Origin of the sequence: Streptococcus sp. 27098_8_66 (assembly GCF_041431945.1) — a bacterium.
GTDB lineage: Bacteria > Bacillota > Bacilli > Lactobacillales > Streptococcaceae > Streptococcus > Streptococcus dentalis.
Map to the genome: position 1 here is coordinate 351,982 of NZ_JAPVYS010000001.1, position 21,562 is coordinate 373,543.

18 protein-coding genes and 3 tRNA genes are annotated in these 21,562 nt (G+C 43.2%); 2 read left to right on the forward strand and 19 right to left on the reverse strand.

Translation table 11 applies throughout. From position 1 onward, the window contains the following. Positions 1 to 53: 53 nt before the first annotated feature. Together O3642_RS01705 and gyrA are read right to left on the reverse strand one after the other, a co-directional pair. Complete coding sequence (locus tag O3642_RS01705) at positions 54 to 797, reverse strand: class A sortase (protein WP_003012209.1); 744 nt, start codon at positions 795 to 797, stop codon at positions 54 to 56. A 13-nt stretch (positions 798 to 810) separates the two neighbouring features. Beyond that, positions 811 to 3,267 carry a DNA gyrase subunit A gene (gene gyrA, locus O3642_RS01710; RefSeq protein ID WP_371605255.1) on the reverse strand — a complete coding sequence of 819 codons (2,457 nt, stop codon included), beginning with the start codon at positions 3,265 to 3,267 and terminating at the stop codon, positions 811 to 813. 199 nt (positions 3,268 to 3,466) lie between these two features. Here gyrA and O3642_RS01715 point away from each other — a divergent pair, with 199 nt between their 5' ends. Next, positions 3,467 to 4,453 carry an L-lactate dehydrogenase gene (locus tag O3642_RS01715; RefSeq protein WP_371605256.1) on the forward strand — a complete coding sequence of 329 codons (987 nt, stop codon included), beginning with the start codon at positions 3,467 to 3,469 and terminating at the stop codon, positions 4,451 to 4,453. A gap of 93 nt (positions 4,454 to 4,546) precedes the next feature. Here O3642_RS01715 and O3642_RS01720 read toward each other — a convergent pair. The 9 genes from O3642_RS01720 to parE all read right to left on the reverse strand — a co-directional run bounded on the left by O3642_RS01720 (position 4,547) and on the right by parE (position 13,585). Continuing rightward, positions 4,547 to 4,618 (reverse strand) — tRNA-Arg (locus O3642_RS01720). 231 nt (positions 4,619 to 4,849) lie between these two features. Then, a complete protein-coding gene (gene rpsA, locus O3642_RS01725) occupies positions 4,850 to 6,049 on the reverse strand; it encodes a 30S ribosomal protein S1 (protein ID WP_061604646.1) in 1,200 nt (399 codons plus the stop codon). A 168-nt stretch (positions 6,050 to 6,217) separates the two neighbouring features. Next, positions 6,218 to 6,289 (reverse strand) — tRNA-Gln (locus O3642_RS01730). Between the two features lie 49 nt (positions 6,290 to 6,338). Then, positions 6,339 to 6,419: transfer RNA gene (locus tag O3642_RS01735), tRNA-Tyr, on the reverse strand. A 52-nt stretch (positions 6,420 to 6,471) separates the two neighbouring features. Continuing rightward, complete coding sequence (locus O3642_RS01740) at positions 6,472 to 6,702, reverse strand: DUF2969 domain-containing protein (RefSeq protein WP_003003589.1); 231 nt, start codon at positions 6,700 to 6,702, stop codon at positions 6,472 to 6,474. Between the two features lie 235 nt (positions 6,703 to 6,937). Beyond that, entirely contained in the window at positions 6,938 to 7,960 is a 1,023-nt protein-coding gene (locus tag O3642_RS01745; protein ID WP_003011844.1) for a branched-chain amino acid aminotransferase, read from the reverse strand. Between the two features lie 175 nt (positions 7,961 to 8,135). Beyond that, positions 8,136 to 10,589 (reverse strand): DNA topoisomerase IV subunit A, encoded by a 2,454-nt coding sequence (gene parC, locus O3642_RS01750; protein ID WP_371605257.1) that lies wholly within the window; start codon positions 10,587 to 10,589, stop codon positions 8,136 to 8,138. 172 nt (positions 10,590 to 10,761) lie between these two features. After that, on the reverse strand, positions 10,762 to 11,580 hold the full coding sequence (locus O3642_RS01755; protein ID WP_003011955.1) for an aminoglycoside 6-adenylyltransferase: 819 nt from the start codon (positions 11,578 to 11,580) through the stop codon (positions 10,762 to 10,764). Between the two features lie 55 nt (positions 11,581 to 11,635). Then, positions 11,636 to 13,585 (reverse strand): DNA topoisomerase IV subunit B, encoded by a 1,950-nt coding sequence (gene parE, locus O3642_RS01760; RefSeq protein WP_003012334.1) that lies wholly within the window; start codon positions 13,583 to 13,585, stop codon positions 11,636 to 11,638. A gap of 190 nt (positions 13,586 to 13,775) precedes the next feature. On the opposite strand from parE, the gene plsY reads away from it, so the two are divergent. Beyond that, a complete protein-coding gene (plsY, locus tag O3642_RS01765; protein WP_003011712.1) occupies positions 13,776 to 14,417 on the forward strand; it encodes a glycerol-3-phosphate 1-O-acyltransferase PlsY in 642 nt (213 codons plus the stop codon). A gap of 57 nt (positions 14,418 to 14,474) precedes the next feature. Here the strand turns inward: plsY and O3642_RS01770 are convergent, their stop codons facing one another. The 8 genes from O3642_RS01770 to O3642_RS01805 all read right to left on the reverse strand — a co-directional run bounded on the left by O3642_RS01770 (position 14,475) and on the right by O3642_RS01805 (position 21,199). After that, positions 14,475 to 14,885: a hypothetical protein gene (locus tag O3642_RS01770; RefSeq protein WP_003011841.1), complete on the reverse strand. Its 411-nt coding sequence runs from the start codon at positions 14,883 to 14,885 to the stop codon at positions 14,475 to 14,477. Between the two features lie 56 nt (positions 14,886 to 14,941). Beyond that, complete coding sequence (locus tag O3642_RS01775; protein ID WP_003003707.1) at positions 14,942 to 15,307, reverse strand: hypothetical protein; 366 nt, start codon at positions 15,305 to 15,307, stop codon at positions 14,942 to 14,944. Positions 15,308 to 15,415: 108 nt separating this feature from the next. Beyond that, complete coding sequence (locus tag O3642_RS01780) at positions 15,416 to 16,201, reverse strand: L-threonylcarbamoyladenylate synthase (protein ID WP_003012044.1); 786 nt, start codon at positions 16,199 to 16,201, stop codon at positions 15,416 to 15,418. Positions 16,202 to 16,297: 96 nt separating this feature from the next. Beyond that, a complete protein-coding gene (gene leuD / locus O3642_RS01785; RefSeq protein WP_003011923.1) occupies positions 16,298 to 16,888 on the reverse strand; it encodes a 3-isopropylmalate dehydratase small subunit in 591 nt (196 codons plus the stop codon). Between the two features lie 11 nt (positions 16,889 to 16,899). Further along, positions 16,900 to 18,282: a 3-isopropylmalate dehydratase large subunit gene (leuC, locus tag O3642_RS01790; protein ID WP_270298365.1), complete on the reverse strand. Its 1,383-nt coding sequence runs from the start codon at positions 18,280 to 18,282 to the stop codon at positions 16,900 to 16,902. 24 nt (positions 18,283 to 18,306) lie between these two features. Further along, positions 18,307 to 18,585, reverse strand: coding sequence for a DUF1294 domain-containing protein (locus tag O3642_RS01795; RefSeq protein ID WP_003012117.1), 279 nt, complete (start codon positions 18,583 to 18,585; stop codon positions 18,307 to 18,309). Between the two features lies 1 nt (position 18,586). Beyond that, entirely contained in the window at positions 18,587 to 19,624 is a 1,038-nt protein-coding gene (gene leuB / locus O3642_RS01800; protein WP_371605258.1) for a 3-isopropylmalate dehydrogenase, read from the reverse strand. Between the two features lie 12 nt (positions 19,625 to 19,636). Continuing rightward, the gene (locus O3642_RS01805; RefSeq protein ID WP_371605259.1) at positions 19,637 to 21,199 is read right to left on the reverse strand and encodes a 2-isopropylmalate synthase; all 1,563 of its coding nucleotides are present in this window, start codon (positions 21,197 to 21,199) and stop codon (positions 19,637 to 19,639) included. Positions 21,200 to 21,562 lie beyond the last annotated feature (363 nt).

A 21,562-nucleotide genomic window follows, 5' to 3' on the forward strand; every position in this document is an offset into this window, starting at 1 on the left:
CTAGTTTCCTACATAGAAAAAGCCCAGACATTTCTGTCTCGGACTTTATTTTCTTAAAGTTGCATTTGATTATAAGACTTGCTGAATGAATCCAGGATGTCTTTTGGAGCCTTGTCATAGTCAACAGAGGTTTCCAAATTCCCTTTTACAATCGTACGGTAAGTCGCTGCAGCATCCTCACAAGTCACCAAGGTGATTTCATTGACACCTTCACGATCTTGAATGACATCTACACGGTCTGGAGTCACTGTCTCAACTGACGAGATGACATAAGTATAGACTTTTTCTTTGTCCGTGATGTAGATCTTCATACCAGCCTTGGCTTTCTCTAATGGTGAGAATAACATGGCATTTGCTCCAGTTAGACCAAACACGTGGTGACTAGCAAGAGAATAATTGCCTTGCCCCATAACTTGATTTTCCTTCATGGTCCCTGCCCCATAGTAGAGGGCTACGTTTTCTAGTCCCTTAAAAATCGGAAGATTCATGTTCAATTCAGGAATCGAAATTCCCCCAATCACAGGAAGTTTCTGAGCCTTCCATTGGGCATTGATCACAGCTTCCGTCGAGAGTGACTTAACATGTTGGAAATCAAAGCTCGTTTTCACTTTTTTATTCTTATCAATGGTGTTTTTATCGACCTTGCTAACCTGGTATTGGTTGGTATGCCAAACCATAATCATATTTCTGATCGGAGCATTGAAAATTAAGAGAAGCGAGAGAATAATCAAAAGTGTTGCAACGATGTTGATAAGAGTATTGCGTAAACTCTTTTTCTTTTTTCTTCTGCGTGACATACTGTCCCCTTATCTATTCGTTTTCTTCCACTACTTCTTCATCTTTATCATCAGGCTGGACTGTTGTAAAGGTCACAATTTTCGCATCCTGATCCAGTCTCATAACTTTCACACCCTGAGTTGAACGACCCGTTTGAGAGATATTCCCAACATTTGTGCGAATCATAACTCCTGTATCGGTAATAATCATCAGATCTTCATCCCCTTTAACAGTTAAAAGACCAGCTAAGGGACCATTTTTCTCTGTAATATTGGCTGTCTTGATTCCTTTACCACCACGGCCTTTGGTTGGGTATTCGCTAGCCATTGTACGCTTACCATATCCTTTTTCAGTGATGATCAATACTTCATCTTGATCCGTAACGACACTAGCCCCAACAACCTTGTCTCCTTCACGGAGATTCACACCACGTACACCTGTGGCAGAACGTCCCATATTCCGGACTACAGCCTCATTAAAGCGGACAGAATAACCATACTTGGTACCGATAATAACGTCAGTATTGCCGTCTGTAAGGAAGACATTGATCAATTCATCCTCATCGCGCAGATTCAGCGCTTTCAGACCGTTCTGACGAATATTTGAAAATTCAGCTACATTGGTCCGCTTGACCAAACCTTGTCGCGTCGTAAAGAACAGATAAGCTTCGTCACTACGGTCTTGCTCCACATTGATAATGGTTTGAATCGATTCACCTTCGTCCAATTTTAGGAGATTGACGATTGGTAATCCTTTGGCTGTCCGACCATATTCTGGAATCTCATAACCTTTCAGACGATAGACACGTCCCTTATTGGTAAAGAAGAGCAAATGATCATGGGTGCTCGTAGAGACCAGTTCACGAACAAAGTCATCATCTTTGACACCAGTTCCTTGAACCCCTCGTCCACCACGTTTTTGAGCCGTAAATTCCGCTTGGTCCAGACGTTTGATGTAGCCTTTATTCGAAAGGGTGATCAAGACATCTGTTTCTTCAATCAAGTCCTCATCTTCAAGAGAAAGGACTTCTCCGATCATCAACTCAGTTCGGCGAGCATCACCAAACTTGCGTTTGACTTCTTCCAATTCTTCTTTGATGATGGTAGCCACACGTTCTGGTTTAGCCAAAATGTCAGCCAAATCAGCAATCAGGGCAACCAAATCATCATATTCACTTTGGATCTTGTCTCGTTCCAAACCGGTCAAACGACGAAGACGCATGTCCAAAATGGCTTGACTTTGACGTTCAGAAAGTTTGAACTTCGCCATCAATTCAGCCTGTGCTTCAGCGTCTGTCCGGCTATTGCGGATGATTCGGATCACTTCATCGATGTGATCCAAAGCAATCAGCAAACCTTCTAAAATATGGGCACGTGCTTCCGCTTTTTCTTTATCAAAGATAGTCCGGCGAGTTACCACTTCTGTTTGGTGCTCGATATAAGCACCTAAAATTTGACGAAGAGAAAGGATCTTTGGAACGCCATTTTGAATCGCCAACATATTGAATCCAAAATTGGTTTGCATTTGTGTCATCTTAAAGAGGTTATTCAAAATAACGTTAGCCGAAGCATCCCGGCGAACCTCAATGACAAATCGAACCCCTTCACGGTTTGACTCATCACGTACAGCTGTAATCCCTTCGATCCGTTTTTCTTGCACCAAGCGAACGATATGTTCGTGAACCTTGGTTTTATTGACCATATAAGGGAACTCGGTAACAACAATCCGTTCACGGCCACTCTTGGTCACTTCAATCTCTGTACGAGAGCGAAGGACGATCGATCCTTTTCCTGTTTCATAGGCTTTGTGGATACCTGATTTCCCCATGACCAAAGCACCTGTTGGAAAATCTGGACCAGGAAGAACTTCCATAAGTTCACGGGTCGTTACCTCAGGATTATCCATCATCAGCTTCACCGCGTCAATGGTTTCTCCCAAATTGTGAGGAGGAATATTGGTTGCCATCCCAACTGCAATCCCTGTAGCACCATTAACCAGAAGGTTAGGGAAACGTGCAGGTAAGACCAAAGGTTCGCGCTCGCTGGCATCATAGTTATCAGCAAAATCAACTGTATTTTTGTTAATATCCCGCAACATTTCAAGAGCAATCTTACTCATACGGGCTTCGGTATACCGTTGTGCAGCGGCGCCATCACCGTCCATAGAACCAAAGTTTCCATGACCATCCACTAACATGTAGCGATAACTCCACCATTGCGCCATCCGAACCATGGCTTCATAAATAGAGGAATCCCCGTGTGGGTGGTATTTACCCATAACATCCCCTGTGATACGAGCTGACTTCTTATGTGGTTTATCTGGTGTAACACCCAATTCATTCATTCCGTACAAAATACGACGGTGAACAGGTTTCAAACCATCACGAACATCAGGGAGGGCACGAGCAACGATAACACTCATGGCATAATCGATAAAACTCGTCTTCATTTCTGATGTTAAATTCACATCAATTAGATTCTTATCCTGCATTCAAAAAATGCCTCTCTTTACTTAATTCACCATACTATTATAACACATTTTAGCCTATTTTTCTTCTTAGGAACACAAATGTAAAAACGTTTACATCAAAGGATTTATACTGTTTCAGATGACAAAGACTTTCAAAAGTGGTAGAATGAAGACGTATGAGAATCTATCTCAAAAAAATATGAAGGAGACGTTTAGACTCATGACTTTGACTAAACAACACAAAAAAGTTATCCTTGTCGGTGACGGTGCTGTAGGTTCATCTTACGCTTTTGCACTTGTTAACCAAGGAATTGCACAAGAGCTTGGAATTATCGAAATTCCTCAATTGCACGAAAAAGCTGTCGGAGATGCGCTTGACCTTAGCCACGCCCTTGCCTTCACTTCACCAAAGAAAATCTATGCGGCTGAGTATGCTGACTGTGCGGACGCTGACCTTGTTGTAATTACTGCAGGTGCTCCTCAAAAACCAGGTGAAACTCGTCTTGATCTTGTTGGTAAAAACCTTGCGATCAATAAATCAATCGTAACACAAGTTGTTGAATCAGGATTTAACGGAATCTTCCTCGTAGCTGCTAACCCAGTTGACGTGTTGACATACTCTACATGGAAATTCTCTGGATTCCCTAAAGAACGCGTTATCGGTTCAGGTACTTCACTTGACTCAGCTCGTTTCCGTCAAGCTTTGGCTGAAAAATTGGATGTGGACGCTCGTTCAGTACACGCCTACATCATGGGTGAACACGGTGACTCAGAATTCGCTGTATGGTCACACGCTAACATCGCTGGTGTAAACCTTGAAGAATTCCTTAAAGACACTCAAAACGTTAAAGAAACTGAATTGATTGAATTGTTCGAAGGCGTTCGTGATGCTGCTTACACCATTATCAACAAAAAAGGTGCTACTTACTATGGTATCGCCGTTGCCCTTGCTCGTATTACTAAAGCAATCCTTGATGATGAAAATGCAGTACTTCCACTTTCTGTATTCCAAGAAGGTCAATACGGAATCAAAGACGTCTTCATCGGTCAACCAGCTGTTGTTGGAGCACACGGTATTGTACGTCCAGTAAACATTCCATTGAATGATGCAGAACTTCAAAAAATGCACGCTTCTGCTAAAGAATTGAAAGCAATTATTGATGAAGCATGGAAAAACCCTGAATTCCAAGCAGCATCAAAAAACTAATCTGATTAGAAAAGACTCTCAAATTTGAGAGTCTTTTTTTGAGCTATGAACTTAAGATAAAAAGGCTGAGAGACTTCTCAACCTTTCCTTCTATCCACCCTGAGGGAATCGAACCCCCATCTCAAGAACCGGAATCTTACGTGATATCCATTACACTAAGGGTGGCAACTGTTATAGTATATCAAATTCTCAAGGTTTTTACAAGTAAAAAAGAGAGTGGGACAGAAATCGGTAATTCGTTAGAATTCGATTTCGTCGTCCCACCTCCGCACAGTTGAGTAGGGCTGTAAAAGCTGATGAAATCAGCGTAGTATAGCCCACTCAACCACTGCGTCTTGCTCGACAATACAAAAATAATTGAGAGGCTAGGACTTTTGTCCCAGCCTCTTTTGCATATTACAATTCGATATCGCCAAACAAGTCAGCCATTGAGAATCCAGTTTGAGTTTCTGGAAGATCAAAGTCGCGTTTTTCTTGTTTTGGACGACGTGGGCGAGATTGACGTTTTTCTTGTTTTTCACCTTCTTCTTGAGCTGGACGTTCTTCAAGAGCTTTGATAGAAAGTGATACACGCTCATCAGCAGCATTTACTTCAAGAACTTTAACAGTTACTTCTTGTCCAACTTTAAGAACATCTTTTGGATTTTCAACACGTTTGTGTGAAATTTGTGAGATGTGTACAAGACCGTCGATACCTGGCAATACTTCAACGAAAGCACCGAAGTCAGTCAAACGTTTAACAGTACCTTCGATAACATCACCAGCAGCCAATTTTTGTTCAACGCCATCCCAAGGTCCAGGTGTTGTAGCTTTCAATGAAAGTGATACACGACCTTCTTCTTCGTTCAAGTCAAGAACTTTCACTTGGATTTCTTCACCAACAGTTACAACTGATTTAGGTGATACGTTGCGTTCGTGTGACAATTCTGTCAAGTGAACCAATCCATCAACACCACCAAGGTCGATGAAAGCACCGAAGCTTGTGATACGTGCAACTTTACCAGTTACGATATCACCAACGTTCAATTTACCAAATACTTCTGCGCGTGCTGCAGCTGATTCAGCTTCAACAACTTCACGACGTGAAAGGATGAAGCGGTTTTCTTTTGGATCTACTTCTTTGATTTTAGCATCAAATTCTTGACCTACGAAACGTTCAGTGTTACGTACAAAACGAGTATCAAGCATTGAAGCTGGAATAAATCCACGAAGTCCTTCAAATTCTACTGAAAGTCCGCCTTTAACAGCGCGAGTTCCTTTAACAGTAACAACTTCTTCTTCACGTCCGACCAATTTGTCCCATGCTTTGCGAGCTTCCAAACGTTTTTTAGATACAAGGTAAGTTACTGTATCAGTATCTTTACCAACTACTTGACGAAGAACAAGCAATTCAAGTGTTTCACCTGGTTTTACCAAGTCATTGATGTCAGCATCACGATCGTTTGTCAATTCGCGAAGAGTCAAAACACCTTCGACACCAGTTCCAGAGATTGCAACGTTAGCTTGGTTCGCGTCAACTGTCAATACTTCAGCAGTAACAACGTCACCTGGTTCAACTTGGCTAACACTGTTTAGCAAATCTTCAAATTCATTCATCTAAAAAATCCTCCAACAATCAAGTTTTCTAAAACTTGACATACTTATAATTATTTTTCCTAAGCAAGCACTCGCAACGAAATCAAAATGATCTACAACGACTTCTTCATATAAAGAAATAAAATACCTGAGTAGATATTTTACCACCTTATCTGATATTACCTAGAACTGGGGTAGCTGGATTCGAACCAACGCATGAGGGAGTCAAAGTCCCTTGCCTTACCGCTTGGCTATACCCCAAAAAGAGCGCTGACATTAGTCACTTTATCATCGTCAAAATGAACGCTAATGGAGAGAGAGGGATTCGAACCCCCGAACCCGAAGGAGCGGATTTACAGTCCGCCGCGTTTAGCCTCTTCGCTATCTCTCCATATAAATCAACAGGATCTATTATACCATTGATTTATTTTGATTGCAAGCCCTTATTTATTCAAATTATAATTTTCTATTAAAATTTCAACAGCTTTTTCAAGTTTTTTGTAAAGAGAATCCACATTTCCATTTTTGATAATGGCAAACTGACCTGCCATGTCTGCAATTTCCCCAATCGTTTTCTTTCCAATGGACAAAGTGAATCCATCAAAAGTGTCTTTTCCGACGGTTACTTTACTATCAACGATTTGAATCTCAATTTTCTTATCTTTTTTACTCATTTCAACCCTCTTTTCACTTTTTCTATTTTACAAAAATTCTCTTGATGACGCAAGAGAAAAGGGAGTGGGCAGAAAGAATTTAGTTCGAAATTCCTTCTTTATCCCACCCCCGCAAGAGTCATTCGGCACTCTTTTTAGCCTAAAAGCGAATGAAGAGACACATTAGCTACTGCGTTCTTTCGTTAAGACTCGTTCTCATTGAAGTCTTGACACTTTTGTCTCAGACGCTTTCGGTTTAATCGACTTTGACAATCCATCCTTCTGGCGCTTCGACATCACCAAATTGGATACCGGTCAACTCGTCATAAAGCTTCCGTGTGACAGGACCTACTTCTGTTTCAGAATAGAAGACATGGAAGTCATCCCCGTGTTGAACACCTCCGATTGGAGAGATCACAGCTGCGGTACCACAAGCTCCTGCTTCTACAAAGCGATCCAAGTCATTGATAAAGACATCCCCTTCAATTGGTGTCATACCAAGACGGTGTTCCGCAAGGTAAAGCAAAGAGTACTTGGTGATCGATGGCAAGATAGAAGGACTCAATGGTGTCACAAATTCGTTACTAGCAGTAATACCAAAAAAGTTTGCAGAACCTACTTCTTCAATCTTGGTGTGCGTCGCTGGATCAAGGTAAATCACGTCAGAGAAGTTACGATCATGCGCAATCTTACCTGGCAACATACTAGCTGCATAGTTCCCACCAACTTTTGCAGCCCCTGTACCATTTGGTGCAGCACGGTCATACTCATCTTGAATCAAGAAGTTCGTTGGAACCAAACCACCTTTAAAGTAGTTACCGACAGGCATTGCAAAGATGGTAAAGATATACTCATCTGCAGGTTTTACACCAATAATATCTCCAACACCGATCAACAGAGGACGAAGGTAAAGGGTAGCTCCTGTACCATATGGTGGAACATACTCTTCATTGGCTTTCACCACTGCCTTACAAGCATCCACAAACATATCTGTAGGAACTTGAGGCATCAGCAACCGATCAGCCGTGCGTTGCAAACGTTTAGCGTTTTGATCTGGACGGAACAATTGGACGCTTCCATCTTTTGTACGGTAAGCTTTCAACCCTTCAAAGGCTTGCTGACCGTAATGCAAACTTGGAGAAGATTCGGACAAATGCAAGGTCGCATCTTCTGTCAATTCTCCTTTTTCCCAAGCTCCATTGCGATAATGTGCCAAATAGCGATAGGGTAATTTCATATATGAAAAGCCAAGGTTTTCCCAATCAAGTGATACTGTCATGATAGTGCTCCTTTTTATTCTTTCTATTCCTTGTCGATCTGATGCAGGTCGATTCAGTTTCTCAATCTATGTACACTATTGTACACCATTTCATGAGAATTTCAAGCGAAATTTTCAATTTTCAGAAAATTTATTTTTAAAGAAAGTCAGTCCTATAATGGACCGACACTTTCTTTTATTTGATAGTAGCTAAAAAAACTTCTTGATCCGAAATGGTATCGTTGACAAAGGATCCATTGCTTGTTCTTTCAGAAATGCTTAATTGTGTCAAATCAACTTCTGTCACCTGACCTGTTGTAGAAGTGATCTGAAGGATTTGATCTTGTTCTGCCACTTCTTCTTGGCTCGTAAAGAGATCAAAATCTCCCTGGTCAGTAAAGACTGGACCTGCCTTGAAGACGCGATGTGGTTTATTTTTCAGCTCACGCAAGACCTGTAGTCCCCTTTTAGCTCGACTGGTCACAGGAATATCGTCTTGTAACATCCGTTTGAGGCTGCCTCGTTGAGTCAGAATGTACATGCTTGGAGTTGTCGACTTAAAGGCGGCAGCAACTTGATCTCCGTCTTTGAGGTTAATCGCTTTGACTCCTGCTGCTTTGGCTCCTACGACAGGAACCTCTTCAATATTGAAGCGCAACCCGTACCCATTTTTAGTAATGATCATGATATCTTCCAGGACAACTGGCGCAACCGCTACGATACGGTCGTCTTGGTCTTTGAGCTTAGCATACTTAGTCGATTTAGAACGATAAGTCCGCCATGGGCTCAATTCTTTGCGTTCAAAGCGCTTGATTTGTCCTTGTTGAGTTGCTGCAAAGTAGGTTACTCCCTCAAACTGATCCACAATCTCCGTAAAGAGAATTTCTTCCTCTTGCTCGAAATTGGTCAAGGTCTGACTGAGGTGCTCTCCGATATCCTTCCACTTGGTATCTGTCAATTCGTGAATTGGTCGATAAATGGCATTCCCCAAGTTGGTAAAGAGTAAGAGATGCTGAGTGGTCTTAGCAGGCTCTACGAAAATCAACTCGTCATCGTCCCGCTTACCGACTTCTTCCAGTGTTGAGGCATTAAAAGAACGAGGCGAGGTCCGTTTGATATATCCAGCACGGGTCACACTTACGAAGGTTTCCTCTTCAACAATGAGACTGGCTGTATCAATCTCGATCGTTTTAGCAGTGTCTTGCAATTCACTGCGACGCGGATTCCCAAAGAGCTTCTTGACTTCACGCAATTCCTTCTTCATGAGATTGAACATGGTCCGTTCATCCCCAATGATGGCTGCCAAGGTCGCGATTTGCTCCTTGAGACTAGCATGTTCTTCTTCCAAGGTCACGATATCTGTATTGGTCAAACGGTACAATTGCAAGGTAACAATAGCTTCTGCTTGTTCTTCCGTGAAATCGTAGCTGACCTTGAGGTTTTCTTTAGCATCTGCCTTATTATCAGAAGCACGGATCAAGGCAATCACTTCATCCAGGATGGAAATGACACGGATCAAGCCCTCTACGATATGGAGGCGTCGTTCTGCCTTTTCCTTATCAAAGCGCGAGCGAGCGACAATGATATCCCGACGGTGAGCAATGTAGCTAGACAGGATCGGTACAATCCCCACTTGTCGAGGGGTATAATTGTCAATCGCCACCATATTGAAGTTGTAGTTGACCTGCAAGTCTGTGTACTTGAACAAGTAGTTCAAGATTAGATCGGCATTGGCGTCTTTCTTCAGCTCAATGGCAATGCGAAGACCATCCCGGTCAGACTCATCCCGGACTTCCGCAATACCGGCCACCTTGTTGTTAACACGGACATCGTCGATCTTCTTGACCAAGACTGCCTTGTTGATCTCATAAGGGATCTCGGTAACAACGATTTGCTGCTTACCGCCTTTGAGCTGCTCGATCTCTGTTTTAGAGCGGACAACCACCCGGCCCTTACCAGTTTCATAGGCTTTTTTGATCTCATCTCGTCCTTGGATAATGGCACCAGTCGGAAAATCAGGCCCAGGCAGAAACTCCATGAGTTTGTCTACCTTGGCAAATGGATGGTCGATCATGTAGACCACGGCATCGATGACTTCAGCAAGGTTGTGTAGCGGAATATCTGTTGCATAACCAGCTGAAATCCCTGTAGCTCCATTGACCAAGAGGTTTGGAAAGGCTGCCGGCAAAACAGTTGGCTCTTTTTCTGTATCGTCAAAGTTCCAGGCAAATGGCACTGTATTCTTTTCGATATCTTGCAAAAGATAACCCGCAATTTCAGACAAGCGCGCCTCGGTATAACGCATAGCCGCTGGTGGATCACCGTCCATGGAACCATTGTTTCCATGCATTTCGACTAGGATCTCACGATTCTTCCAGTCCTGAGACATGCGGACCATGGCATCATAGATAGAACTGTCCCCGTGAGGGTGGAAATTCCCCATGATATTACCGACAGACTTGGCAGACTTGCGGTAGCCCTTGTCATGGGTATTCCCATCCTTATTCATAGAATAAAGAATCCGCCGTTGAACTGGTTTCAAGCCATCCCGAATATCAGGAAGAGCTCGTTCTTGAATAATGTATTTGGAGTAGCGACCAAAGCGCTCCCCCATGATGTCCTCTAGGGACATATTTTGAATATTACTCATATAGGGTACAACGCCCGTAAAATGCAAAGGAAAATAGAAAATTTATCTTTTTCACACAGCACTTAGGGCGTGTTCAACTCCTTTCAAAGAATGTTGAGTAGTCTTTTAGGAAAAAGGAATTCGGTTACACCAAGTAACCAAACGTCCCTTTCTGATGTTTAAAATAGATTCATTAATGATTAGAAAGTTTCTCTTTAGCATAAGAAGTCATTTTTTCTGCTACTTCCTTATCGTAAGTAAACCCCATCTTTTGGGCCAGAATTTGAGCTTCTCGATTGAATAGCCCCATGGTAGCAAATAAAGACTGAGTGATTTTATCGATACTAGATAAATCAAGCAGTGCTGAGAACTCCTTCTCTTGCCCGCCTGGTAGATACTGGAAGAGGTACTTGTAGTTCTTTCCGATATCAACTGCTCCCTTATCGCTTGTCACCTGCCAAGCTAAGACCTTGAGGAGTTCTTGCTGACAAATGCCATAGAGGTGGTCGGTCGCATAGATAAGCTGATTTCTTCGAATGGCCTTGACAACATAAGCCGATACCCACCAAAATTCATTGCAGGATGCTGCAAATTCCTCTTCAGTAGGCGGAGCGATCCAGTAGCGCTTGGAATTAGGCTGATAGGCTTCAAACAAGCCTTTGTCGTCTTTTATAACTTCAAAATTTGCTTCGCTGTCCACCCACTCTTGGATAGACTCCATGGGGCAGAGGGTTAAATCAATACGATTCCCATCTTCAAAAAGCATGAGATACAGACGACGGTGTCCCAGTCGGTTGTGCTGTTCGATGAATCGGTTTCCGTACTGATCCAACCAGGATAAATCTGAAATCAGGTCTTCTAGATCATCAACGATATAGACCACATCATAATCTTGAAACTTGTCTTTGGGTGCCCGAGGATTGGCTCGCGAACCGGATAAGGCCACTGCTTCCACTTGCAAGGACTCAGCTATTTGCAAAATCAGATTCATCATTTCTGTATCAGTTCTCATGTCGATTCCTTACCATTTCTACATCCCAGCATATTTACTTTATAGTAGAAAGTGATTAAAATACTGTATTTTCTTCCAAGGTAAACTTAACATTGTCTTCAATCCATTGACGACGTGGTGCAGCCTTATCTCCCATAAGGACAGAGACACGGCGTTCTGCACGCGCTAGATCATCAATGGTGACACGGATCAAAGTACGAGTTTCTGGATTCATGGTGGTTTCCCAAAGTTGGTCCGCATTCATTTCCCCCAACCCTTTGTAACGTTGGAGGGTTGCTCCACGGCCAAAGGTCCGACGCAACTCTTCTAATTCGCTATCTGTCCAAGCATAGGCTACTTCTTCTTTCTTGCCTTTGCCTTTCGACATCTTATAAAGAGGAGGAAGTGCAATGTAGACATGCCCTGCTTCTACCAAAGGGCGCATATAGCGATAGAAGAAGGTTAAAAGGAGGGTTTGAATGTGGGCACCATCCGTATCCGCATCGGTCATGATGATGATCTTATCGTAGTTAGCATCTTCCACTGAGAAATCAGCCCCAACTCCAGCACCGATGGTGTAAATCATGGTGTTGATTTCCTCGTTCTTGAGGATATCACTCATATTGGCCTTCTCAGTATTAAGAACCTTCCCACGAAGGGGGAGAATCGCTTGGAACTTCCGGTCCCGTCCTTGTTTGGCAGAACCGCCGGCTGAGTCTCCTTCGACCAGATAGAGTTCATTCTTCTTAGGATTTTTAGACTGGGCTGGTGTCAATTTACCAGACAAAAGTCCCTTGTCCTTTTTGCTCTTCTTGCCATTTCGGCTTTCATCCCGCGCTTTTCGAGCGGCTTCACGCGCATCCCGGGCTTTAATAGCCTTACGAATGAGATTAGAAGCCAACTCCCCATTTTCCATAAGGAAGAAGGTCAATCTATCAGAAACAATGCTATCGACGACTGGACGAGCCAAGGGACTTCCTAATTTGTCTTTGGTTTGTCCTTCAAACTGCAAATGGGCCTCTGGAACCAGGATAGAGAGAACAGCAGACAAACCTTCACGATAGTCTGATCCTTCCAAATTCTTGTCTTTTTCTTTGAGGAGTCCTGTCTTTCTTGCATAGTCGTTCATAGCCTTGGTAATGGCTGTCTTCAGACCTGTCTCGTGGGTTCCCCCATCTTTAGTGCGGACATTATTAACGAAGGACAAGATATTATCTGAGTAACCATCATTGTATTGCATGGCCACTTCTACCTGAAAACCATCTGATTCGCCACTAAAGTAGAGAACCGGTGTCAAGGTTTCCTTATCTTCGTTCAAGTACTCTACAAAATCTTGGACACCATTTTCATAATGAAAGGCCACATGGTTATCTTCTTCCTTACGGAGGTCGGTCAGCGTCAGCGTCACATCCTTAAGCAAGAAGGCTGATTCTTTGATTCGCTCAGCAATGGTATTAAATTTGAAATCCGTCGTTGAAAAAATGGTTGGATCTGGCATGAAGGTGACCTTAGTCCCTGTCTTAGACTTGGGAGCAGAGCCAATCTTCTCGAGTGTAGTAACTGGTTTTCCACCATCTTTAAAACGTTGCTTGTAGACAGCTCCATCACGGGTAATTTCTACCTCTAGCCAGCTAGAAAGGGCATTGACAACAGAAGATCCCACTCCGTGAAGACCTCCAGATGTCTTATAGCCTCCTTGACCAAACTTCCCTCCGGCGTGGAGGACCGTAAAGATCACCTCAACGGTTGGTTTACCCATAGCATGCATCCCGGTCGGCATTCCACGTCCCTGGTCTTCTACCGATAGAGAACCATCTTTATTAATCGTGACATCGATTTGTGATCCAAAGCCAGACAAGGCTTCATCGACCGCATTGTCCACGATCTCCCAGACCATGTGATGCAAGCCATTTCCGTCGGTCGATCCGATATACATCCCTGGACGTTTACGGACTGCATCCAACCCTTCTAGTACCTGAATGGCATCGTCATTATAATTATTAATATTGATTTCCTTTTTTGCCACAAGGAACCTCCTGTTTGTTCATCTTTTCTATATTACAGTTTTTTAGGAAATTTTGCAAAATTTTTTCTCTCTATATGGAGATTTCTATATCCCAGTACAAAATGTTAGCTGAGCACTTTCTTCAGATGTCACACTTGAACTCCAGAAATTGCTTTTTCTATCGATGGCTTTTTGATATAATGAAGGTATGATGAAAGAAATAAGTGTTTTAATCTTAGCCTATCTGTTAGGCTCCATTCCTTCGGGATTATGGATTGGGAAAGTCTTTTTTAATATTAATTTACGAGAACATGGATCAGGCAATACAGGAACGACCAATACCTTTCGGATTTTAGGGAAGAAAGCTGGGATCATCGTCTTTGCGATTGATTTCTTGAAAGGGACACTGGCCGTTCTCCTTCCGACTTTCTTTGGAATTCAGGGGATCTCGCCGATGGTCTTTGGTCTCTTAGCCGTTTTGGGGCACACTTTCCCAATTTTTGCTGGATTTAAGGGTGGAAAGGCAGTGGCGACGAGTGCTGGTGTCTTACTTGGTTTCTCGCCTATCCTGCTACTCATTTTAGCAGTTTATTTTGTAGCCAGCCTGTATTTAACCAGTATGATTTCGTTTTCGAGTGTTACCGTTTCGCTACTCGCAATTCTTTCGGTCCTCCTTCTTCCTTTAACTGGGTGGATCTTGCACAGCTATGATCCGCTTTTTACAGTCATTGTCTTGGCCCTAGCGACCTTGATCATTCTTCGACACAAGGACAATATCCAACGGATCAAAGAGAAAAAAGAAAATCTCATCCCTTGGGGAAAGAACATCACCCATCAACAACCAAAAAACTAGAGCGCATGCTCTAGTTTTTTTGATTGAATCCCCCTTATACTTTTGAACAGATCCTCATTATAAAGCATCGACTAGGTCCATCAGTATTTCCATAGGTGTTTTTTTCCTACGACCATTAACAGTTTCGATAAGATGATAAACTTTTAAACGATTGTCATTGCTAAATACAAACTCAAAGCGGAATTCTCGTCCGTTGGGTGCCACTGTATCAAATTTCGTTTTATATTTATCATGAACGGGGCTAACTGGAAATTTATGGAAGAGCATGCGTCGCTTATCTCCTGCTTCTTTTAGACAGTTTTCTAGTTCTTGACAATAGTCATAAAACAGCTGATAGAGGTCTTCTTCTGAAATTCTTCTTCTCCGAACCAATGATGTAAAATCCGAAAAACTTCTGCGAGGAATTTCAATGCTAAATGAGAAGCCCTCTTGGTTGATTCTTTCTAAAAATGCATCTCTTGAAATCATAGAACCACTCTTTCTTTTATCAATCTGTAATGAACCCTTATTGTTTCTATATATCGTCAATCCATTATGTAATCAAGCAGATCCATCAGGGTGAGTTTCTTACGACCATTGACGGTCTCAAATAAATTATAAACTCTTAGTTCTTGATTCTTTTTAAAAGAAAACTCAAAGCGGAACTCGCGGCCATTACATGCCGCTACATAAAATCCGGTCTGATATTTCCTCTTATCCGCTACTACTTGCATTTGCTGGTCTTCTACCTCTCTACAAAGTAAAAGAAAGATCTGATAGAGTTGCTCCTCAGAGAGCCTTTTTCTCCAAACCAATGACTTGAAGTTATTGTACGTCCACCATGGGATTTGGATGTTGAAGGAAAAACCTTCCTGATTGGCTTTATCGATAAATGCTTTTCTGGAGACCATACCAATTTCCCTTCTATTGGAACATCTGGAACATCGTTTGACTCTATTATACCATCTTTTATCCTTTCACAAAAAAAGCATCCCAAATGGAATGCTTTTTTCTGTTTCTTAATAGTATTCCCCTTGGCGGTAGTTCCAAGAGTTGAAATGATCAGATAAGTGCATCATGATCTTATCGATATCCAATCCTTTACGGATGACAACTGGACAAGTATTGACAGAACGGCTACCTGCCCCTTGTTCTGGAATCAATTTTCCTTCGGAATCAACCATAGAGACCATTACCCCTTGTTCATAGCGTGTTTCAATGGTCTTGTCTGGTTGGATAGAGGCTACATAATCATCGGCTTCGATGACCAAGTCAACAGCACCTTCGATACGCTCACCAATTCCTTCAACCTTCCCACGGTTTCCTTTACCGGATGGGTTAGCTGAAGAGGCGTAAACCATCTTGCCTTCTTTTTCCCACATTTCCTTGGCAATTTGCTCACCAGCTTTACCAAATTTAATGACAAAACAGCTGGTTCCACGAACATCTGTCATGAGTTCCTCGCGTCCATCTCCGAAGGCTTGTAATTTTGCATAGGCATCTTCACGCCATGGAAGGATACAACCAAGCAAGATATCTTCATCCCAATGTTTTTGGTAGAAGGCTTCGATTTCAGGATTCAATTGCGCAAGGGCACGAAGTTCATCCATGCTTCCACAAAGAACTACACCAGGTTTGTTGCGGTTGCGTTCTTTGGCTTCAAACTTCCGTTCCAAGCCAGCCTTGTCGCTAGTCATGATGATGTAGCCAACTTTGGTAGGGCAGACGATACAACCACCCTCGCCTTTAAGAATGTCAAATCCTTCTTGTGAAAGTGTACCGTCCCATTGAATGTGTTTTGTCATAAATTTCGTCCTCTTCTATTTCTTTTTTTCTATTCTATCAAAATTCCCAAAAAGCTTCAATATATTTTCTGAAAATTCTTAATTAACTATACAATTTTATTGCCAATAGGCGGGCCGATTCTTCTCATAAGCAGCAATCAAGTCCTCGTATTGGAGGGTAATCCCAATGTCATCTAGACCGTTGAGTAATTTGTGCTTCCAATCCCTATCAATCTCAAAGCTGAATTCTCCAACAGGCGAGATGATCTTCTGCTCTTCCAAATCCACCGTTACCTCATCTGTCGGCTTCAAGCTTGCCAGCTTATGACGAACCTCTAAAGGCTGGACTATTGGTAGCATCCCATTATTGAGTTCATTATTGTAATGGATATCTCCAAAAGAGCCGGCGATAACAACTTTAAAGCCATAATCAGCTAAAGCCCAGGCTGCGTGCTCCCGAGAAGAACCAGCCCCAAAATTGTCGCCAGTAATCAAAATGGTGGCCTGACGATATTCTGCTTTGTTAAAGATAAATTCTGGATCCTCGGAGTATCGATCATCCAAGTAGCGCCAAGCGTACATGAGGTACTTTCCAAAGCCTTTTTTATCAATCAGCTTTAAAAATTGCTTGGGGAGGATTTGGTCGGTATCGATATTATCGTTCATCAAGGGAACCGTAGTTCCCGTATAAATGGTAAATTTCTCCATGATTCCTCCTTTTACTGGACTTCTGGCATTTGGCGTACATCGACAAAGCGACCGGCGATTGCTGCTGCTGCCGCCATTGCGGGGCTACAGAGATGGGTCTTAGCCCCAAATCCTTGGCGGTCTTCAAAGTTCCGGTTGCTAGTTGACGCACAGTGGACTCCATCCGGCACCTTGTCCGGATTCATTCCTAGACACATGGAGCATCCTGGATCACGCCATTCAAAGCCCGCATCCATGAAGATCTTGTCTAAGCCTAATTTTTCGGCAGCTTGCTTAACCGGACGAGAGCCAGGTACCACAATAGCAGTTAAGTTGGGCGCAATTTTTTTGCCTTTCACAAACTTAGCTGCCAACTCCAAATCGCTGAGACGCGCATTGGTACAAGAACCGATAAAGATATAGCCTAATTCAATGTCTGCTGGTTTTTGGCCAGGTTCTAGATCCATATAATGATAAGCCCGTTCATCATTCATGTCGCGAATGTCTGGAAAAGGAGTCTCAAAGTCCACTCCCATAGAAGGATTGGTCCCCCAAGTCACCATCGGAGCAAGATCAGATACATCCATACGGATTACTTTGTCATAAACGGCATCGTCATCACTAACCAGAGTCTTCCAATCAGCCACTGCAGTCTCAAAATCATCTGGCACACATTCACGTCCCCGGAGGTAGTCAAAGGTCGTCTCATCTGGATTCATGATCCCCATTTTGGATCCAAACTCGATAGACATGTTACAGATGGTCATGCGTTCTTCCATGGTCAAGCGATCAATTGCTTCTCCCCGATACTCTACGACGTAGCCAACTCCACAAGCAACACCGTAGCGCGCTATTAAAGCTAGGATGTAATCCTTTGAATAGATCCCTTTTTGTGGGGTTCCGGTGAATTCAACCAACATTTTCTTTGGTTTGACTTGCCAGATGGTTTGGGTGGCAAAGACATGCTCCACTTCACTGGTTCCAATCCCAAAGGCAATGGCACCAAAGGCTCCGTGTGTTGCGGTATGGCTGTCTCCACAGACAATAAATTTTCCAGGCTGGGTCCGACCGGTTTCAGGGCCCACCATATGAACGATTCCTTGCTTGGCAGAACCATGGGCAGCATGATCAATCCCAAAGTCCACCACATTCTCAGCTAATTTATCAATCTGGGCTTTTGAAATCACATCTCGAATATCAAAAATATTGACCGTTGGAACATTGTGATCAAAGGTTCCAAAGGTTAAATCAGGTCGTCGAACCTTGCGTCCTGCGTCCCGTAATCCTTGAAAGGCTTGCGGACTCGTCACTTCGTGGATGTAGTGTTGGTCCACATACATGAGTTGGGGTTGCCCTTCCACTCCTGTAATCACGTGGCGGTCCCAAAGTTTATCAAAGATAGATTTTCCACTCATCGTCTTTCTCCATTTATCTTCTTGCTAGGAAATCCATTGAAGGATTAGAAAGAGGGCACCTGCTAAAAAAAGGCTACTGCCCCACCAGGTAGCTTGAAAATACCATTTCCGCACCTTGTGGTGAAAGAGATATCCACCTAGTAGAGCTCCGAATCCACCAAGCACCCAGCTCTCGAGTAACAGGACCTTTTCAGGAATCCGCCACCTGTTTTGGATAGCTTTTCGTTTATCTAAACCATAGGTCAGAAATACGATACTATTCCAAATAGCAATAACAACTAAACAGCGATCTCTCCAAGTCATCTTAGAGATTCCCCATAATGGCTGCAGTCATCTCAGCAGTAGAAGCCTGACCACCTAGATCTCGCGTCAAAATTCCTTGATTCAAGGTTTGATTGACAGCTTCTTCGATCATTTCTGCACCTGCTGTTTCTCCAAAACTGTCTCGGAGCATCATGGCAACGGACAGGATCATGGAAATCGGATTGGCAATGCCTTGACCTGCAATGTCAGGTGCTGAACCATGAATCGGTTCGTACATACTTGGTCCTTGGTCAGAATGACTGGCAGATGGCATCACGCCTAGTGTTCCAGGAAGGACGCTCGATTCATCAGATAAGATATCTCCGAATAGATTTTCTGTCACTACAACATCAAAGCGGGCTGGATTGGTAATCATGATCATGGCCGCACTATCGACAAGCTGGTGCTCTAAGGTCACATCTGGAAATTCTTTAGCAACTTCTTCTGCCACTTGGCGCCACAATTTAGAAGTTGCAAGGACATTTTGCTTATCGATACTGGTCACTTTCTTACCACGTCCTTGCGCGATCTTGAAGGCTTGGCGCATAATCCGACGGATTTCTTCTGTACTGTAATCATTGATATCGCGTGCTGTATCTTCTTTTAAGATATGGTCTCCGAAGTAAATCCCACCTGTCAATTCACGTACGACCACAAAGTCGACACCCTCGATACGCTCTGGTTTCAAAGGAGACAAGTGTTTCAAAGCATCAAAAATCCGTACAGGACGAATATTGGCAAAGAGATTTAATTCCTTGCGAATAGCGAGCAGGCCTTGTTCTGGACGAACAGGAGCATTGTCATACTCAGGACTCCCGATAGCCGCGAGAAGAATAGCATCCGCTCCTTTAGCTGCTTTTAGAGTATCTTGGGGAAGTGGGTGGCCAGCGGCATCAATCCCAGCACCCCCAAAAGGTTTGTCTTCTAGACTATAATCAAAGCCGATTTTGGGAGCAACGGCTGCGAGGACCTCTAGTCCAGCTGCCATGATCTCAGGGCCAATCCCATCTCCTGCAAGTGTTACAATTTTCTTTGTCATGTTCATTTCCTCTTAGGCTTGTGGAAGATCACGGTAGGAGACAGCTCGTCCCATCTCACCCGCATTCTCTTTTTGAACCAGCGTGTTGGCATTGATATAAGCGATGGCAGAGGCTTTCAATACGTCAAAGTCCAAACCAGAGGCATTGAAAATCGTATCTGTATCGACATTTTCCACGGATACCAAGACACGGGCTTGGGCATCGATCCCATCTGTCACTGCATCGATATTGTATGAGGTCAAGCGAACGGTTTGGTTGAAGAATTTATCAATCGCATTAAAGATCGCTTCAACTGACCCTTGACCATTGGCAAGGAATTCAAGTACTTCCCCTTCTTCATTGCTGAGGCTAACTGCTGCTGTAATGGTTTCGTCTGCATTGGTGCTCAAGCGGAGATCGTTAAATTGGAATCCTTCTGGATTTTCCACTGCTGTACCGGCAACAAGGGCGCGGATATCGGCATCTGTGATCTCGTGTTTCTTGTCTGCCAGAGATTTGAACTTAGCAAACAATGGCTTGATGTCTTCTTCTGTGAAATCCAGTCCCAACTCATGCAGTTTTTCGACAAAGGCATGGCGACCAGACAATTTTCCAAGAGGGAGACTATTGCTCTTAACACCCACCAACTCAGGGGTAATTATTTCATAGGTAAGAGGATTTTTAAGGACCCCGTCTTGGTGAATACCAGACTCGTGTGAGAAGGCATTGCCACCAACAACCGCCTTGTTTTTAGGAATTGGAATACCAGAGTAACGAGAGATCAACTCAGAAGTGTTGATGGTTTCATTAAGGACGATCGGACTTTCCACTTGGAAATAGTCTTCACGGATATTGAGAGCAACTGCTACTTCTTCAAGCGCCGCATTGCCGGCCCGCTCCCCGATCCCATTAATGGTTCCTTCGACACGACGGGCACCATTTTTAACAGCAGCGAGGCTATTCGCCACGGCCATACCTAGGTCATCATGGCAATGAGGGGAATAGATAATCTCGCGGTCTGTCTTGACATGGTCAATCAAGTATTTGAAAATGGCACCGTACTCTGCTGGTGTCGTGAAACCAACTGTATCAGGAATATTGATGTAGCTAGCACCAGCATCGACTGCAGTCTGTACGACTTGCAAGAGGAAATCCAATTCTGTCCGGGTCGCATCTTCGGGAGAAAATTCCACAATCTCAAATTTTGAGCGAGCGTAAGAAACGTGCTCTTTGATCGCTTCAAGGATTTCTTCCTTGGTCTTGTTGAGTTTAAACTCCCGGTGAATCGGACTCGTTGCGATAAAGACGTGAACTTGCGGATACTTAGCATCCTTCAAGGCTTCATAACAAGCATCAATATCTGATTTGACAGAACGGGCCAAGCCTGTCACGGCTGTCTTGGTCAAGACCTTGGCAATCTCTTGAACAGCAGTGAAGGAATCAGGACTAGCTGCAGGAAAACCTGCTTCAATAGCAGAAATGCCCCACTTTTCCAATTGTTTAGCAATGGCAATCTTTTCTTTGATAGAGAAATTAACTCCTGGAGTCTGTTCACCGTCCCGAAGGCTGGTATCTAAAAATTCAACTTTACGCATAGGGTCTCCTCATTTCTATGTAGTGGATATAAAGAAAAACATCTCACTCGGATAACCAAGCGAGATGTTTTTGCCCGCTTGGTAAGCCAAACAGGACTAATGCTTCTGCACTAGCCCTTATACCTCAACAACAAATCAAATTGAATAAACTTAGCTGTTTTCATGTTTGACTTTCTCCTTTGTTCAATGTCTTGCCTAGTATTCTAGCATAGGCAAGAATCAATGTCAAGAATTTTCCGTAATATTCTGAATTTTTTGAATAGAACAAAATAAAGCTTTCGATTCTACTTAGTCTATAGACAGCCTGTTTTTACATAAGAAAACCGAGATGCTCTTAAAAAATTATAATGCTATAAACAAATA

Excerpts from the sequence above, each read along its gene's own strand:
- O3642_RS01775 (WP_003003707.1), bottom strand. The coding sequence starts at position 15,307 with ATGGTCTCCAGAAAAGCATTTATCGATAAAGCCAATCAGGAAGGTTTT.
- rpsA (WP_061604646.1), bottom strand. The coding sequence starts at position 6,049 with ATGAATGAATTTGAAGATTTGCTAAACAGTGTTAGCCAAGTTGAACCA.
- O3642_RS01795 (WP_003012117.1), bottom strand. The coding sequence starts at position 18,585 with ATGACTTGGAGAGATCGCTGTTTAGTTGTTATTGCTATTTGGAATAGT.
- leuB (WP_371605258.1), bottom strand. The coding sequence starts at position 19,624 with ATGACAAAGAAAATTGTAACACTTGCAGGAGATGGGATTGGCCCTGAG.
- O3642_RS01770 (WP_003011841.1), bottom strand. The coding sequence starts at position 14,885 with ATGATTTCAAGAGATGCATTTTTAGAAAGAATCAACCAAGAGGGCTTC.
- O3642_RS01745 (WP_003011844.1), bottom strand. The coding sequence starts at position 7,960 with ATGACAGTATCACTTGATTGGGAAAACCTTGGCTTTTCATATATGAAA.
- O3642_RS01705 (WP_003012209.1), bottom strand. The coding sequence starts at position 797 with ATGTCACGCAGAAGAAAAAAGAAAAAGAGTTTACGCAATACTCTTATC.
- O3642_RS01755 (WP_003011955.1), bottom strand. The coding sequence starts at position 11,580 with ATGAGAACTGATACAGAAATGATGAATCTGATTTTGCAAATAGCTGAG.
- plsY (WP_003011712.1), top strand. The coding sequence starts at position 13,776 with ATGAAAGAAATAAGTGTTTTAATCTTAGCCTATCTGTTAGGCTCCATT.
- O3642_RS01780 (WP_003012044.1), bottom strand. The coding sequence starts at position 16,201 with ATGACAAAACACATTCAATGGGACGGTACACTTTCACAAGAAGGATTT.
- parC (WP_371605257.1), bottom strand. The coding sequence starts at position 10,589 with ATGAGTAATATTCAAAATATGTCCCTAGAGGACATCATGGGGGAGCGC.
- O3642_RS01740 (WP_003003589.1), bottom strand. The coding sequence starts at position 6,702 with ATGAGTAAAAAAGATAAGAAAATTGAGATTCAAATCGTTGATAGTAAA.
- leuC (WP_270298365.1), bottom strand. The coding sequence starts at position 18,282 with ATGAGTGGAAAATCTATCTTTGATAAACTTTGGGACCGCCACGTGATT.
- leuD (WP_003011923.1), bottom strand. The coding sequence starts at position 16,888 with ATGGAGAAATTTACCATTTATACGGGAACTACGGTTCCCTTGATGAAC.
- O3642_RS01805 (WP_371605259.1), bottom strand. The coding sequence starts at position 21,199 with ATGCGTAAAGTTGAATTTTTAGATACCAGCCTTCGGGACGGTGAACAG.
- O3642_RS01715 (WP_371605256.1), top strand. The coding sequence starts at position 3,467 with ATGACTTTGACTAAACAACACAAAAAAGTTATCCTTGTCGGTGACGGT.
- gyrA (WP_371605255.1), bottom strand. The coding sequence starts at position 3,267 with ATGCAGGATAAGAATCTAATTGATGTGAATTTAACATCAGAAATGAAG.